This window comes from Pseudomonas fluorescens (assembly GCF_001307155.1).
GTDB classification, from domain to species: Bacteria; Pseudomonadota; Gammaproteobacteria; order Pseudomonadales; family Pseudomonadaceae; genus Aquipseudomonas; species Aquipseudomonas helvetica.
On the sequence record NZ_CP012830.1, the window covers coordinates 2112583 to 2129419 of the forward strand.

Annotated in this window: 13 protein-coding genes and 2 pseudogenes; 10 read left to right on the plus strand and 5 right to left on the minus strand. The window is 56.9% G+C overall.

Going from position 1 to position 16837, the window contains the following annotated elements:
- Window positions 1–25: 25 nt before the first annotated feature.
- Window positions 26–1966 (plus strand): type VI secretion system tip protein VgrG, encoded by a 1941-nt coding sequence (locus tag AO353_RS09625; protein WP_054594714.1) that lies wholly within the window; start codon window positions 26–28, stop codon window positions 1964–1966.
- Window positions 1967–2014: 48 nt separating this feature from the next.
- Here AO353_RS09625 and AO353_RS09630 read toward each other — a convergent pair whose 3' ends face one another.
- From AO353_RS09630 to AO353_RS09650, 5 genes are all read right to left on the minus strand, one after another.
- Window positions 2015–2242: a hypothetical protein gene (locus tag AO353_RS09630; protein ID WP_219731479.1), complete on the minus strand. Its 228-nt coding sequence runs from the start codon at window positions 2240–2242 to the stop codon at window positions 2015–2017.
- Window positions 2243–2274: 32 nt separating this feature from the next.
- Window positions 2275–2607, minus strand: a complete 333-nt coding sequence (locus AO353_RS09635) for a hypothetical protein (protein ID WP_054598204.1) — start codon at window positions 2605–2607, stop codon at window positions 2275–2277.
- Window positions 2608–2803: 196 nt separating this feature from the next.
- Window positions 2804–3337, minus strand: a complete 534-nt coding sequence (locus AO353_RS09640) for a hypothetical protein (protein ID WP_054594716.1) — start codon at window positions 3335–3337, stop codon at window positions 2804–2806.
- Window positions 3334–4629 (minus strand): PAAR domain-containing protein, encoded by a 1296-nt coding sequence (locus AO353_RS09645; protein WP_054594717.1) that lies wholly within the window; start codon window positions 4627–4629, stop codon window positions 3334–3336. The genes AO353_RS09640 and AO353_RS09645 overlap by 4 nt, the downstream gene beginning before the upstream one ends.
- A 54-nt stretch (window positions 4630–4683) precedes the next feature.
- On the minus strand, window positions 4684–5118 hold the full coding sequence (locus AO353_RS09650; RefSeq protein WP_054594718.1) for a DcrB-related protein: 435 nt from the start codon (window positions 5116–5118) through the stop codon (window positions 4684–4686).
- 250 nt (window positions 5119–5368) lie between these two features.
- On the opposite strand from AO353_RS09650, the gene AO353_RS09655 reads away from it, so the two are divergent.
- The 9 genes and pseudogenes from AO353_RS09655 to AO353_RS09695 all read left to right on the plus strand — a co-directional run.
- Window positions 5369–7306, plus strand: a complete 1938-nt coding sequence (locus AO353_RS09655) for a type VI secretion system Vgr family protein (protein ID WP_054594719.1) — start codon at window positions 5369–5371, stop codon at window positions 7304–7306.
- 18 nt (window positions 7307–7324) lie between these two features.
- The gene (locus AO353_RS09660) at window positions 7325–7759 is read left to right on the plus strand and encodes a DcrB-related protein (protein ID WP_054594720.1); all 435 of its coding nucleotides are present in this window, start codon (window positions 7325–7327) and stop codon (window positions 7757–7759) included.
- Between the two features lie 235 nt (window positions 7760–7994).
- Window positions 7995–8582 carry a hypothetical protein gene (locus tag AO353_RS09665; protein WP_054594721.1) on the plus strand — a complete coding sequence of 196 codons (588 nt, stop codon included), beginning with the start codon at window positions 7995–7997 and terminating at the stop codon, window positions 8580–8582.
- Between the two features lie 115 nt (window positions 8583–8697).
- Window positions 8698–9297 (plus strand): hypothetical protein, encoded by a 600-nt coding sequence (locus AO353_RS09670; protein ID WP_054594722.1) that lies wholly within the window; start codon window positions 8698–8700, stop codon window positions 9295–9297.
- A 41-nt stretch (window positions 9298–9338) separates the two neighbouring features.
- A complete protein-coding gene (locus tag AO353_RS09675) occupies window positions 9339–9617 on the plus strand; it encodes a hypothetical protein (RefSeq protein WP_054594723.1) in 279 nt (92 codons plus the stop codon).
- Between the two features lie 96 nt (window positions 9618–9713).
- On the plus strand, window positions 9714–14096 hold the full coding sequence (locus AO353_RS09680) for an RHS repeat-associated core domain-containing protein (protein WP_237142972.1): 4383 nt from the start codon (window positions 9714–9716) through the stop codon (window positions 14094–14096).
- 407 nt (window positions 14097–14503) lie between these two features.
- A pseudogene (locus AO353_RS31330) lies at window positions 14504–15619 on the plus strand (RHS repeat-associated core domain-containing protein); the annotation flags it as partial.
- Window positions 15620–15628: 9 nt separating this feature from the next.
- Complete coding sequence (locus AO353_RS09690) at window positions 15629–15934, plus strand: DUF7716 domain-containing protein (RefSeq protein ID WP_054594725.1); 306 nt, start codon at window positions 15629–15631, stop codon at window positions 15932–15934.
- Between the two features lie 147 nt (window positions 15935–16081).
- Window positions 16082–16739, plus strand: a pseudogene (locus AO353_RS09695) (RHS repeat domain-containing protein); the annotation flags it as partial.
- Between the last annotated feature and the right edge of the window lie 98 nt (window positions 16740–16837).

Here is a 16837-nt window from a genome sequence, read left to right on the forward strand (position 1 = left end):
GATTACAACGTTTACGGGATTACTGATGCTATTCAAGCAACTCTCACGCCTGGCAAAAATCACCAGCCCCCTGGGGCCGGAGGTGCTGTTGCTCAAAGACATGGGCGGCGGCGAAGAGCTGGGGCGGCTGTTCAACTATGAGTTGCAGCTGCACTCGCTGGACAATGCCATCGACCTCAACCAGTTGCTCGGCAAACCCATGTCCCTGAGCCTGCAACTGGACGGCAGTGGCGAGCGTCATTTCCATGGCATCGTTGCCCGCTGCAGCCAGAACGTCGACCAGGGCCAGTTCGCCAGCTACCAGGTCACGCTGCGGCCTTGGCTTTGGCTGCTGACCCGCACCTCCGATTGCCGGATTTTCCAGAACCTGAGCATCCCGCAGATCATCAAGCAGGTGTTTCGCGACCTCGGCTTTTCCGATTTCGAAGACGCCCTGAGCCGGCCCTATCGCGAGTGGGAATACTGCGTGCAGTATCGCGAAACCAGTTTCGATTTCGTCAGCCGCCTGATGGAGCAGGAAGGGATCTACTACTTCTTCCGCCATGAACAGGGTCGTCATGTGTTGGTGTTGGCCGATGCCTACGGCGCTCACACCAGTGCGCCCGGCTACGCTTCGGTGCCCTACTACCCCAGGAATGAGCAGCAGCGCGAACGCGATCACATCCACGATTGGCACCTGGCCCAGGAAGTCCAGCCGGGTTCGCTGGAACTCAACGACTATGATTTCCAGCGCCCCAGCGCGCGTATCGACGTGCGCTCGGCCATGCCCCGTCCGCACACCGCCGGCGACTATCCGCTGTACGACTACCCCGGCACTTATGTGCAAAGCGAAGACGGCGAACATTACGCCCGCACCCGCATCGAAGCCTTGCAGACCCTGCACGAACAGGTCGAGCTGGCCGGCAACGCCCGAGGCCTGGGCTCGGGTCATTTGTTCAGCCTCACCGGCTTCAGCCGCCAGGACCAGAACCGTGAATACCTGATCGTCGGCACCCGCTATTACATTTCCCAGGAAAGCGGGGAAACCGGTGGCGGTGCGCCTTCGGCACAGTTCGAAAGCAGCCTGACCTGCATCGACGCCCAACAAAGCTACCGCCCGCTGCCCAACACCCACCGCCCGATCGTCAAAGGCCCGCAGACCGCGTTGGTGGTGGGCCCCAAAGGCGAGGAAATCTGGACCGATCAGTTTGGCCGGGTGAAGGTGCATTTCTATTGGGACCGGCATGATCAGTCCAACGAAAACAGCTCGTGCTGGATTCGCGTCTCGCAGTCCTGGGCCGGTAAAAACTGGGGCTCGATGCAGATCCCGCGAATCGGCCAGGAAGTCATCGTCAGCTTCCTCGAAGGCGACCCGGACCGGCCGATCATCACCGGCCGCGTCTACAACGCCGAACAGACCGTGCCCTACGACCTGCCGGAAAACGCCACCCAGAGCGGCATGAAAAGCCGTTCGAGCAAGGGTGGCACACCGGCGAATTTCAACGAAATCCGCATGGAAGACAAAAAAGGCGCCGAGCAGTTGTACATCCATGCCGAGCGCAATCAGGACATCGTGGTCGAGGTTGATGAAAGCCACTCGGTGGGCCACGACCGCAACAAGAGCATCGGGCATAACGAGACAGTACGTATCGGTGAAGACCGCCTCCGGGCGGTAAAGCGCAACGATGCCTTGCATGTCGGAGGAACCAAGAGCGACAGCGTCAGCACCCAATACCTCATGGAGGCGGGATCGCAAATTCGACTGGTCTGTGGCAAAAGCGTGTTGGAATTCAATGCCAGTGGCGAGATCAACATCTCGGGCACGGCGTTCAATATCTACGCCAGTGGCAATGGCAATATCGACACCGGCGGCCGTTTGGACCTCAACTCCGGAGGCGCAAGCGAAGTGGACCCCAAAGGTAAAGGTATCAAGGGTGTGATTGATGCGGCGGTAAAAGCATTATTCCCGGCAAAAGCCAAACACTGAGTTCACGCAAGGAATAACGCCGGCCTCAGCGCCCTTGCCTTTCGACGCTCAGATGGCCGTGCCGCGGTTTGTTCCCGGCTGGATCATCAACAGTTCGTCCAGCTCGCGCTTTCTGCAACGCATGACAAACGGCAGTGCGGCACCCGGGTCACGCCTGAACAGTTCAAAGGTCGCACGGTCGATTTCATAGTATTCCTCGTAGTCGGCCATGCCATTGCTGACTGGTATGGAGACGTAGAATCGACCGGCGTCTTGTTCGATGCCCAAGGAGAACATATGTTCGCGGTGGACCAGAGCATCTTGAAATTTCACGCGTTCGTAAGCAGGTATTGACCCGGCTGCGTCCACGCGACTCGCAAAAATTGACCGCTCAGCAGTTGCTCGTCACGAAGGTATTCGAAAACTTCGGAGGGACACCATTCCTTACCCGCCGAAAAGGCCACCCCTAATGAACGTAGTTCATCGAATACCTTAGCCTTCTGCTTGTCGTCCGCGACGTTCAAAACATAGATATCTTTCTCTGTCGCATGCAAAAACCCGATAGCGCGCAGGGGCGAGTCCAGCGCGTTAACAATGATTCGAACACGGATCAAGTCACCGTCCGCTTTTTCCACGAATCCCTTCAGCACATCATTAATCACTGACAAATACCTCGGTTAACGTGGTAATACCGTCCGCATCCTTGATAGGAATCGACTCGACAACCATTTCTGGAGCTCCACCCGGCAAGTGCTTGCCTGGCCCCAGGAAATAGTGGTTCCCCTCCATCGGACTTCTGGGCATGCGCCCTGCGACATCATCGACCTGCCTGATCTTGAATCCATCTTTAAGCGCTCCTCAGGGATTGGCAGGCACGAAGTCCGGTCCTCCAAGTTTGTCCCTGACTACCAGGGCGGTACGCATCAACGGCCCCCATAAACCGTTCTGGCTGTTCCAGCTGCCACCAGCCCAACGTGTATCCAGGATAAGCGCTGCCTTATTGATCTCAAGCTGCCTCTGAAGGGCCAAGGCCACGGCCCCCATGTCGATTTCGAACAGCTCGGCATAGAGCCCCTCGGGCTGTGCATGCTTTTTGCTCAGGCAAAATCGGTAATACCAAACCCAGACCGCTGCGACATAAATCGCCCGATTACGATCGGGGTAGGCCGCGAGAATCTTGAGCAACGCCGCCACGAAGCGTGCGGGGAAGTTGGCATCGCGGGTCTGCTGCCAGTAACGCAACACCAGCAAATCGAAGGCCACGACGATATTCTGCGGTTCATCGTAGTCGTTTTTGGCTTCTTGAAAGTAGAACGGCTCGCCTACAAGGAATTTATCCAATTCGTCATTGGCCAGGGCAAGCAGCAATACATTGTCTGGATGGGTACTCATTGAATTCTCACTACATCAGGGTTCGCGAGCAGAAAATTGATGTCGTTCTGGTGTGGAATGCCCACCTTATCCAATACCGCCTCACGCATGCCACCCGGATGGGTCAGGCCGCCAGGACGCCATAGCGGGTTCGCTCCCCGCTCGTTACCGCTTGGCATGACCACCTTGGGATTGTTCAGGTCCATCATGTAAATTTCCTTGCCGGTAAAGGAGCCCGGGTCATAGCCCAGGGCAGACTCCAAGATTGAAAGATCGCCGGTCTTTTTAAATTCGCCGACCACACCGTGCAGGTCTGATTTGGCCATGACGTACTTGGTGTCGCTAAAGGTCGCGTACATGGGGTTGGCAATATCATCCGGGGTAAATAGAAACGCACCGCCTTCATCCTGGAAGACCTTAAGATGCTTGTCGATATAGGAAGCCTCAAGGTACTCAGAGGGATCCGGCCGGCTGGACTTGGGAATCGCAACGATATCGTCTGCCGTGTAACCCGGTTTGAAGCTCACCGAGCGCGGCTTGGGCGCAGCACCGATTTTTGCCATTTTCGGTCCCAGGCCCAAAAGCGCCAACCCAGCGACACCCTGCAGCAGATCCCGATAACCGGGCCCCAAGCGATCACCCAAATCCCCTAGCAACGCCATGCCAGCCATCATCGTGCCGCCAATCACCACGAAACCGGCTAACGCGGCAAGGCCCGCCATGGCCGCGAGTACTGCAGCCCCCGCCACAGCCAGTAATCCCAGTGCTTCCAACCCGGTATGCATCCACCCCTCGATATCCAGGACAAACGCCACCGACACCGTTGGCCCGCCGATAAACGTATTGGGGCTGCCGCTCTTGATATGAGCACCGCAAACCATTTTGCTGTGCAAGCGTGCTGCCGGTTTGCCGTTGATGAACACCGTGGCACTGCCTTCAGCGATCAATACCGGAAAGGGCCACATCGGATGATTCATCGGCAGCCCGGAGCAGCTGGAAGCGACGTCCTCTCCCGCTCTCATGGCATTGAGGCTGTTGATATAGACATTGAAACTGCCCATCTGCAACTTGCCCGTTGTGGGCTCGGGCAAATTGAAGATGGTGGAAAGCCCCTTGACGACCTGGAACATCGACAAGCCGCCGGCCGCAATCGAGCCGGCAAAAATCGCCACCGCCACACCGCCGGTGGCGACGGTCGCGGCGATGACCGCGGCACCGATCAAGGCGCCGGCTACGGCACCGGCGACCATCGCTGCGACCCCGAATCCATGGGCTATTTCGTCACCCAGACGTGCTGCAGCCTGTGCATCCATTGCGCGCATCTACCTTACTGATGTGTATGACTGCTCAGTGGGACGTATGGATGCTCAGATGATTGGAGGCTGTGGCTTGAACGAATGCATCGCCAGTTTCCAGGCCTGCTCGTGATAGGCGAAGTCATTCGGTGTCGTGGTCAAGGTGGTGATCAGCACGGACGGCTTACGCTCGATAAACACCTGGCGCAGCATCAGTTCGCGCCCCTCGCGTTGCCAGGTGTAATCCAGCAATGTGGCGGTATGCCCTTGCAGCACCGTGTCCCAGCGCTGAACCAGCTTGAAACCCGGCAGTTGCTGCTCCGCACTTTTGAGTTGGCGGTCCACGTATTCTGCAAATGGCGCGTCGCCCTGGGTAGCATCGCGACTGATGACGAAACTGGCTTCTTTAGCAGGGCCGACTGCTGGCAGCTTAAAAATATTGATGCTCTGGTCCTGCCAGGTATCGGGGATTTCGAGATCGGCTTCTTGCATGCGGTAAGAGGTCACAGTAATCGCTTTCCATAGACGTGAGGTGACGCGCAGGGGAGCAGATATTCAGGTAATGCCTGGCAACAATCAAGAGTCTGGTTCCTCTCCCCCAAGTAACGAACTACATTATGACTTCAGCGCCATCGCCCTTGGCGGTCGCGCGTCTCTGTACGAACTGCCGAAGGTCGCAATCTCTTGATCTTTAAAGTCAAAAGGCTGCAATCTTCGGCAGCGTCAAAAGGATTGCGACAGCGAATAAGGACAGCCCATGTTATTCAACCAAGCCTCACGCCTGGCAAAAGTCACCAGCCCCCTGGGGCCGGAGGTGCTGTTGCTCAAAGACATGGGCGGCGGTGAAGAGCTGGGGCGGCTGTTCAACTATGAGTTGCAGCTGCATTCGCTGGACAATGCCATCGACCTCAACCAGTTGCTCGGCAAACCCATGTCCCTGAGCCTGCAACTGGACGGCGGTGGCGAGCGTCATTTCCATGGCATCGTTGCCCGCTGCAGCCAGAACGTCGACCAGGGCCAGTTCGCCAGCTACCAGGTCACGCTACGGCCTTGGCTTTGGCTGCTGACCCGCACCTCCGATTGCCGGATTTTCCAGAACCTGAGCATCCCGCAGATCATCAAGCAGGTGTTTCGCGACCTCGGCTTTTCCGATTTCGAAGACGCCCTGAGCCGGCCCTATCGCGAGTGGGAATACTGCGTGCAGTATCGCGAAACCAGTTTCGATTTCGTCAGCCGCCTGATGGAGCAGGAAGGGATCTACTACTTCTTCCGCCATGAACAGGGTCGTCATGTGTTGGTGTTGGCCGATGCCTACGGCGCTCACACCAGTGCGCCCGGCTACGCTTCGGTGCCCTACTACCCTAGGAATGAGCAGCAGCGCGAACGCGATCACATCCACGATTGGCACCTGGCCCAGGAAGTCCAGCCGGGTTCGCTGGAACTCAACGACTATGATTTCCAGCGCCCCAGCGCGCGTATCGACGTGCGCTCGGCCATGCCCCGTCCGCACACCGCCGGCGATTATCCGCTGTACGACTACCCCGGCACTTATGTGCAAAGCGAAGACGGCGAACATTACGCCCGCACCCGTATCGAAGCCTTGCAGACCCTGCACGAACAGGTCGAGCTGGCCGGCAACGCCCGAGGCCTGGGCTCGGGTCATTTGTTCAGCCTCACCGGCTTCAGCCGCCAGGACCAGAACCGTGAATACCTGATCGTCGGCACCCGCTATTACATTTCCCAGGAAAGCGGGGAAACCGGTGGCGGTGCGCCTTCGGCACAGTTCGAAAGCAGCCTGACCTGCATCGACGCCCAACAAAGCTACCGCCCGCTGCCCAACACCCACCGCCCAATCGTCAAAGGCCCGCAGACCGCGTTGGTGGTGGGCCCCAAAGGCGAGGAAATCTGGACCGATCAGTTTGGCCGGGTGAAGGTGCATTTCTATTGGGACCGGCATGATCAGTCCAACGAAAACAGCTCGTGCTGGATTCGCGTGTCACAGTCCTGGGCCGGTAAAAACTGGGGCTCGATGCAGATCCCGCGGATCGGCCAGGAAGTCATCGTCAGCTTCCTCGAAGGCGACCCGGACCGGCCGATCATCACCGGTCGCGTCTACAACGCCGAACAGACCGTGCCCTACGACCTGCCGGAAAACGCCACCCAGAGCGGCATGAAAAGCCGTTCGAGCAAGGGTGGCACACCGGCCAATTTCAACGAAATCCGCATGGAAGACAAAAAAGGCGCCGAGCAGTTGTACATCCATGCCGAGCGCAATCAGGACATCGTGGTCGAGGTCGATGAAAGCCACTCGGTGGGCCACGACCGCAACAAGAGCATCGGGCATAACGAGACAGTGACCATCGGCAACAACCGTCTGCGCATCGTCAAGCAGGAAGACATTCTGTCGGTGGGCCAGCGCAAGACCGACAGCATCAGCCAGAGCTACGTCATTGAAGTGGGCGAGAACCTGCGGCTGGTCTGTGGTGAAAGCATCCTGGAGCTCAATGCCAGCGGCCAGATCAACCTGACCGGCGTGCAAATCAGCTTCTATGCCAGCGGTGATGCCGAGTTCAACACCGGCGGCGTGCTGCACCTGAACAACGGCGGCGGCGCTGGCGCCACACCTGATGGCCAGGGCGTCAAGGCGAGCATCGACGCCAACATCAATGCCGCGTTTCCCAAGTCCAAGGGCTAATCACGAGAGCTGTGTTCCATGACCTACCGAATCAATGAATTCCAGTTCCAGCTGCCGGCAAGCGAGTTACTGGACGCGTCGATCAACATCCTCAAGTTCGCCGAACTGGGCACTTCGCTGATCGTCAGCCGCAGCTTGCTGGCCGACGGCGAAACCCTGCAAAGCAACTTCGACGACCAGCTCAAACGCCTGGAAAAACAAGTGCAAGACTTGCGTTTTCAACCGGGCGTCGCCGTGCGCCTGGGTGCCAACCAGGACATCGAAGGCATCGAGTTGCGCAGCCAGTTCAACAAGGGCAACGACAAAGTCTTCCAGTACCAATTGGCGCTGGTGTTGCCCGGCACCCGCAAAATGCTCGCCCTGAGCTACGTGAAGGCCGAAAAACTCGGCGATGCCGAAGCCGCGCATTGGGCGACCATCAAGAATTCGCTGTTGTTCGACGTTCCGGCCTGATGAGCACCCTGCATGTCTGACGCACTCTGGGTCAACCGGCCGTGCGCAGCGGTGACCGCACCTTGCTGCGGCTGATAAACATCTGACCAAAACACCAGCAGGTAAAGCCTTGGATAAAGCTATAAAAGCCGCCAACAAAGCCAGAGTCAAAGCCACCGCCAAAGGGGTCAGTAAAGGCAGAGGAGGCCGTTGCTCATGAGTGATTCGTTAATATTACTAAAGTGGAGTGAGCCCCATGGCCAAGCGCATAACCTGGAAGGAAGGCGATTTAGTCAGCCTCAAACTGCGAGACGATTTATATACCGTAGGCCAGATGATCAAGAATTCCGTCATGCGTTTTTACGACGTGAAGAGCGTGAATGGCATCTGGAGCGATCTCGTGCTGGACGACAGTAAAATTTTGTTCAGCGGTTTTGTAGGGAAGGTCGTTACCCAACGACTTGCCGTCGAAAAACTACAGCCTGCGACTCCACTGGTCCTGTCAGACCACGAACGTTACTGGTTACGACCGCACGTTAACTTTGAGGGCGGTTTCCCCTTTCGCGGTGCCGACCTGATCGATACCGGCAAAGACTGCGCTATCGATTACAGCTTGGCACCCGTGCGTCAAAAAGAGCTGAAACTTTCAAAAAATCGCGACGCTATTGAACAGTATGAACTTACCAACATGTGGGGGGACGAAGACTTGAGCGACAGATTGTGCCGCTATTTCGATACTGGACTTAACCGTGACGATTTGAAATTTGAAGTATTTCCGGGGCTGTGGACGGATCGTGAGAATCTGCGACCTTTAACCCGACGCTTACCTGTACCACTAAGATAAAGAGCAGCGTTTAATTCACAGCTGGTGGTAACAGCTATGAAGGCGCTTGATCAACTGCCTTAAACGCCTGGCAAGCCTAAATGCGTCACTTGAGTTTTTATTCGGAATAACGAACATGAGCGCGTTAGAAAAGGCACTAATAGAGCTGCGCCGTATCCACAAAAAGTTCCAGTTAGAGGGCAGCTTCGAAAAGAATGGCCAAGTCAACGCCACATGGCCGCAAATGCTTGAACGCTCTGTCGAAACTGATTTTTTCTATGACAACTACGAGCCTGTGGGTGTAGAGATAGAGACAGGTTTGACTCCGATACGTTTTTTTGATCTGAACATCCTTGAAGAGGACCAAGTGGGCTACAAGTGGGATGGCAATTCAAACAAGTCGCAGCTCAACCCACACTGGCCAGCCAGTTTTGTAGTATTTATGGATGATATCGGAGGCGGTAAACCTGTCATCGCTGTTACCAACATTGAGGGCACACCTGTATTTGCCAGCGGTGACGTGACTTTGCCTTTCAAAATTGCCGATTCATTGGCTGATTTCTTTTTCGCTTTTGCCAAGTTGATTGAGGTTGTCCACGGAAAATTCGAAATCTTTGAGATCTATAACGATGATGACGAGCTTTCCAGCAAGTTCGTGAAATTAGTCACAAAGGAAGTCAGTCCCCTGCTTGGGAAAGAAAATTTCGAACTGTTTTTTGATTATTTTTATGGTTAATCTTCAGGTCATGAATCTGACCCGGCCAATGAGCGCAGAAGATGGAACAACTGGAAGACGATTACCCTGGCGATGCCGAATGGCAAGTGCTTGTGCAGTTATATGAAGAAGACTATCTCGACGACGCCCGCACCCTGGCGAAACGACTGGATGGCAACCTCGATATGGCGGTCATTCTCTACGGTAAAAGAGGGCTCAAGGAAGGATTGTGGTGGATCGAACAGCAAGTGCCCGCCCTGGATAACATACGGCCAGCCGATTGCCTCAAGGATCCGAAGCTGATCAAACGACTGAGGACTGCGCTGATGCGCATGCCATAACCGACAAGGGAAAACGTGCAATGGAAGGCATCGAATTGCGCTACAAGCGCAACGATTACGCAGCCGTCAGACGCTTGCGCCGGATAAACATCCCGCATGTCTGACGCACTCTGGGCCGCCCGGTTGGGCGATGCACTCGACCACACCTCGATGATGGCCGACATTCTTGGCGGCGTGCTTGAGGTGGCGGCCAACATTGCGATTACCGCGCTGGCCACCGCCGCCGTGGTCGCGGCCACCGGCATCACCGTCGCCACCGGCGGCCTCGGTTGCTTCCTGCTCGGCGCGGTGGTGGGCACGATCGTCGGTCTCGCCATGAGCAAGACCGGGGCCGACAAGGGTTTAAGCAACCTGTGCGAGAGCTTCAGCAATTCGCTGTTCCCGCCCATGGTGCAGGCGACGATTCTCACCGGTTCCACCAACACCCTCACCAACAACATTCCCGCCGCCCGCGCCGCCGGGGCGATCCCGTCCCATGTCGCGCCGGCCGGTACCGAGCTGGAGGCACCCAAGCCCGAAGCCGAGCCCAGCTATCTGGACATGGCCGAGAGCTTCTTCTCCCAGATGTGGCGCCCCACCGTCGCCACCCCGGCGCCCGGCTCGGTGCCCAAGCCGCTGGACCTGGTCACCTGCATGAAGCATCCGCCGATGCCGCCGCAGTTTCTGGCCGAGGGCTCGGACAAAGTCACCATCAACGGCCAACCGGCCGTGCGCAGCGGCGACCGCACCACCTGCGACGCCAAGGTGGTGGGTTCCGGGCTGATCTCACCCAACGTCACCATTGGTGGCGGCTCGGTGGTAGTGCGCGAGATCCGCAGCGGCAAGACCCCGGGCGTAGGACTGGCGGTCACCGCGTTGCTGATGCTCAAGGGCGGCAAAGGCAAGTTCTTCAGCAAACTGCCATGCATGCTGATCGGCGGCGCGACGTCGATGGCCGTCAGCAGCGCCATGAGCGCGATGGCCAACGCGGCCATGGGTTCGTCGAACCCGGTGCACGCCGCGACCGGGGCCAAGGTGCTGGGGGGCGACGATGAGCTGGACTTCGTGCTGCCCGGTGTCTTGCCGATGGATTGGCAGCGCTTCTACAACAGCCGCGACGAGCGCCGCGACGGGGTGTTCGGCGCGGGCTGGAGTGTGTCCTACGAAGTGTGCGTGGAAATTCTGCCTCACCCGGAGGGCGGGGAAACGCTGGTCTACACCGATGAACAAGCCCGGCGCATCGACATGGGCTCGATTCCTCTGGGCGGCGCGGTGTTCAGTGCCGGTGAAGGGCTGAGCGTTCGACGGCACGTTAATGGGCAGTTGTTGATTGAAAGCGATGACGGCGCATACCGTTTGTTCAATCCAACGCCGGGCAATACAGCGCTGCTGCGCCTTGATCAATTGGGCGACCGCAACGACAACCGCATCTACCTCGACTATGACGAAACCGGACGATTGTCGCGCCTGCGGGATACTTTCGATCTGGTGCAGGTCGAGCTGATTCATGAAGGCGGTCGCGTGGCTCGGGTGGAACGCCTGTACCCCGACCAACGTCGCGAAGTGCTCGTCAGCTATGGCTACGATGCAATGAGCAATCTGGCCGAAGTGCGCGACGCCACCGGCCAGGTGCAACGGCGCTTCAGCTACGACGCCGGGCGGAGAATGGTCGAGCATCAATTGCCCACGGGGCTGCGATGCTTCTATGAATGGGCGTTAGTTGAAGACCTTGAATGGTGCGTGGTCCGCCACTGGACCGACGAGGGCGATACTTACCGGTTCGACTATGACCTCGTCGCCGGTGTCACGCGCATCACCGATGGCTCGCAGCGCATCAGTACACGGCGCTGGAACACCCAGCACCAGATCATCGAGTACACCGACAACCTCGGCCAGACCTGGCAGTTCGAGTGGAACGACGAACGCCAACTGCTCAGCGCCACCGACCCGCTGGGCGGGCGCTACGAATACAGCTACGACGACGCCGGCAACCTGATCGGCGAAACCGACCCGCTGGGCCGCAGTGACTCGACCCTATGGCTGGAACACTGGGCCTTGCCGCTGGTGGAAACTGATGCCGCCGGCAACAGCTGGCAATATCGCTACGATCAGCGCGGCAACTGCATCGCCGAAACCGATCCGCTGGGCCATGTCACCCGCTACCGCTACGACACCCACGGCCAGGTCGTCGAGATCATCGACGCCACCGGCAAAAGCAAAAAACTGCGCTGGAACCCGTTCGGCCAACTGATCGAACACATCGATTGCTCGAGTTATCCGACGCGATTCAGCTACGACAACCGGGGCTATCTGCAAACCATCACCGATGCCCTCGGCGAACGCACCCAGTTCAGCTACGACGCCCAGGGACGGTTGCTCAGCAGCCAGTTGCCGGACGGCCGCACCGAGCAATATCAGCGCGACGTCAGCGGCCAGCTGACCGGTTATACCGATCCGGCCGGGCACACCACGCTCTATCAACATAACCGTCGCGGCCAGGTACGCCAGCGAACCGACGCCCATGGTCGGCAGGTGCAGTTCGGGTACGACAGCTATGGGCGGCTGCAGGCGCTGACCAACGAAAACGGCGAGAGTTATCGGTTTGCCTGGGACGCTGGGGATCGACTGACCGAACAACAAGACCTCGACGGCAGCGCCAAGCGCTACACCTATGACCTGCTGGATAACGTCGCGGCGGTCACGGCGATTCCGGCACCTTACGGCAACGGCCTGGCCGTCGTCCCCGAAGTACCGCCGGCCCCCATCGTTCATCGCCTGGAACGCGACGCCGTCGGCCGGCTGATCGCCAAAGTCACCGACGATGGCCGCACCGACTACAGCTACGACCCGCTGGACCAGCTCACCGCCGTCACCTTCACCGACAACCACGGCAACGCACAAACCCTGAGCTTCGCCTACGACGCCCTCGGCCAGTTGCTCGCAGAACAAAGCACGGCCGGCAGCCTGCACCACCACTACGACGAACTCGGCAATCTGATCCAGACCCAACTGCCCGACGGCCGCTGGGTCAATCGCCTGTACTACGGCAGCGGCCACCTGCACCAGATCAACCTCGACGGCCAGGTCATCAGCGACTTCGAGCGTGATCGCCTGCACCGCGAAGTGCTACGCACCCAGGGCCAGATCAGCACCCGCAGCGAATACGACCGCAGCGGCCGCTTGCGCTCACGCCAACGCCGCCACAGCAGCCAGCCTTCGCTGCTGCCGGCAGCGGTGCAAAAGCACTTCGAGTACGACCCCGCCGACAACCTGATCGGTAAACTCGACCAGCAACCCGCCGCGCAACACCGCCAACTGCTGCACTACGACGCCACCGGCCGCATCATCGCCAGCCAGGACAGCCCGCACGGCCAGCGCGAAACCTTCGCCTACGACGCCGCCGCCAACCTGCTGGACGCCCCGCAACCCGGTGCCGGGCTGGTGGTGCACAACAAACTGCTGACCTATCAGGACAAGCGTTATCGCTATGACGCGTTTGGCCGGCTGATCGAAAAACGCAGCGCTAAACGAGGCTTGCAACGCTTCGCCTACGATGCCGAAAGCCGGTTGATTGAAGTGCGCAACGAAAACGGCAGCGTGGTCAGGATGACCTACGACCCGCTGGGCCGACGCATTGAAAAAACCGAGCACGACCCCCACGGCTACCCACTCGGCGAAACCCGCTTCACCTGGGACGGCCTGCGCCTGTTGCAGGAACATCGCCATCAGCAGACCAGCCTCTACCTCTACGAAGACGAAGGTTACGAACCCCTGGCCCGCGTCGACGGCACCGGCCCGCTGCAAAAAGTCCGCTACTACCACAACGACCTCAACGGCCTGCCGGAACAGCTCACCGAGGCAGACGGCCACAACGTCTGGAAGGCGAGTTATCGGGTGTGGGGCAACACGTTAGAAGAGGTGCGCGAGCCGTACTACATCGAAGAGCAGAACCTGCGGTTTCAGGGGCAGTACCTGGACCGGGAGACGGGGCTGCATTTCAATACGTTCCGGTTCTATGATCCGGATGTGGGGCGGTTTACTACGCCGGATCCGATTGGGTTGGCGGGGGGGCTGAATCTCTATCAATATGGACCGAATCCCTCATCTTGGATTGACCCTGCTGGCCTGAGCACTTGCGGTAGCGGAAAAGGCTATAAATTCTCATTTGGTTCCCTCCGGCACATACTAAGAAGGCACTCGCCACACGTTGGACCGCCTAAGCAACTCCCTTATTCTGCGATGAAATCAAGCAGACAAAAGGGTTCTTTGTTTCCGGCAGGATGGAGCAATAGAGATATTGCCAAGGCCACCAAAGACGTTGCCAACACCCCATCAAACCAAGTAATTTCCAATAGAGAAGGGTTCTATGGAAAAGTATTTGAGGGCACGTCAACACAAAATGGAGTAACTCAAAAAATCCGCGTAATCACTGACCATGCAGACCCACACATAGGTGGAACAGGACCTGGGGTCATAACATCCAGCATCCCAATAAAATAGTTGAGGCCATCATGAAATACACAGTATGCGAGAATTGCTATGCAAATTACGACCCCAAACTTAATAGATGCCCTGATTGCAACACCTCACAAGGACGGCTCGACGACGGAACAATTGCTTTTAACGAAGCCACCCGAAAAGAAATATCAAATCTCGGCGGAATAATCTGGAATATAATATCCATCGACTCTAAACAGCATATCTTGCCCTGTGAGTGGGGGGTAATTTATTTTCACAGTGAAACTGGCAGACACTGGAGTTACCTATGCGGCATTGTTGACAAAGTTACGGTCAACCAATATATAGAAGTAACCCATGGGGGCATTAAAGATTTTCTGGAAATCACTAGCGGAAAACTTATAAAAAGAGAGTCAAGTTCATAAACATGACGCCCCCACGAATCCGATGATGCTAATGGCCGAATCATCACTAGCCAGGACAGCCTGCACGGCCAGAGCGAAACCTTCACCTACGACGCCGCCGCCAACCTGCTGGACGGCCCACCACCCGGCGCCGGCCGACTGATCGAAAAGCGCAGCGCTAAACGGGGCCTGCAACGCTTCGCCTACGACGCCGAAAGCCGATTGATTGAAGTGCGCAACGCAAACGGCAGCGTGGTCAGGATGACCTATGACCCGCTCGGTCGACGCATCGAGAAAACCGAGAATCACAACAACGGCTACCCTCTGGGTCAGACTCGCTTCACCTGGGATGGCTTGCGTCTGCTGCAAGAACATAAAGGTCAGAGCAGCCTCTACCTCTACGCCGATGACGGCTATGAACCACTGGCCCGGGTCGATGGCACGGGCGCTCATCAGAAAGTCCGCTACTACCACAACGACCTCAACGGCCTCCCCGAACTACTCTCGGAAACCGACGGCCACACCGTCTGGCAGGCCACTTATCGGGTCTGGGGCAATACCGTTACAGAGGTCCGCGAGCCGTACTACATCGAAGAGCAGAACCTGAGGTTTCAGGGCCAATACCTGGATCGGGAGATTGGGCTGCACTACAACACGTTCCGGTTTTATGACCCGGATGTGGGGCGGTTTACGACGCCGGATCCGATTGGGTTGGCGGGGGGGCTGAATTTTTACAGTTATGCCCCAAACCCCCTGACCTGGATAGATCCGCTTGGCCTATACAACGGTGAAGGATCTCGCGACCTAGGGAAATATCATGTGTTCCATGAGCACTCACTGAACGCGTCCGAATACAAAATGACTGACGCAGAGCACTTTAGCCGCGCAAACGAATCTGTTTACAAACGAATGCAAACAGATCCGGACTTTAAACGTCAAATGCAGACTAAATACCCTGGTGCTGTAGAGCATGTGCAGCCACGGCCGAATGGGACGTTCAGAGGAACATCCCCAGCCAATATGACTTGGCATCATGAAAACAAACCAGGTTCATTACAGCTAGCCGACTTCAATGATCATAAAACGTATCATAAAATCTACCACCCTGATGGTAAAGGTGGTCGAAATAAATGGGGTGGCGGTACGAAATGTCGAAAATAAGGAGCACTTATGATAACCATTAATGGCTTTGACAAACTTCTGCAAAAATGTAACGACCTACCCAATATCGGCTGGTTATATGTGGATACTGATTTTGATTTAGAGTCAAAAAACGACATCCTAAATAAAAAATATTACCTTGCAGAAAATGACGACGAAGAAATGGAGTTTGATGACAAATACGGAACATTCCTTGAGTCTCCAATACTCAAAGCGATCATTGAAAATAAAATAGAACATCATCCGAACTCCAGCAAAGAAGAACTACTGAAAGCAGTTATTTATTATTTGGAAAACGATGACTTTCTAGACTAGATTAGAAAAAGAGCCGGAAGAGCCAAACAACTTCCGGCTCTATTTTTTAGCGAAAACCATAACATGCATGTTTGGATAAAGAACGGGAATGAGCTTTTCTACCGAGAGACCGGGCTGCACTACAACACGTTCCCGCTTTATGATCCGGACAAGCGTTACCGCTATGACGCCTTTGGCCGGATGATCGAAAAACGCAGCGCTAAACGGGGCTTGCAACGCTTCGGTTACGACGCTGAGAGCCGGTTGATTGAAGTGCGCAACGAAAACGGCAGCGTGGTCAGGATGACCTACGACCCGCTGGGCCGACGCATTGAAAAAACCGAGCACGACAGCAACGGCTACCCACTCGGCGAAACCCGTTTCACCTGGGACGGCCTGCGCCTGTTGCAGGAACATCGCCATCAGCAGACCAGCCTCTACCTCTACGAAGACGAAGGTTACGAACCCCTGGCCCGCGTCGACGGCACCGGCCCGCTGCAAAAAATCCGTTACTACCACAACGACCTCAACGGCCTGCCGGAACAGCTCACCGAGGCAGACGGCCACAACGTCTGGAAGGCGAGTTATCGGGTGTGGGGCAACACGTTAGAAGAGGTGCGCGAGCCGTACTACATCGAAGAGCAGAACCTGCGGTTTCAGGGGCAGTACCTGGACCGGGAGACGGGGCTGCATTTCAATACGTTCAGGTTCTATGATCCAGATGTGGGGCGGTTTACGACGCCGGATCCGATTGGGTTGATGGGTGGGTTCAATCTTTACCAATATGCACCCAACCCGTTTGGGTGGCTGGATCCGTGGGGATGGTGTGTAAGGACCAATGCAAAAGCCGGGAAAACATGGGAAACCACCGTGACCGGAAGAGCAAAAACGAAGTATGGTGCCAACAATGTAGAAGAGCAGGTG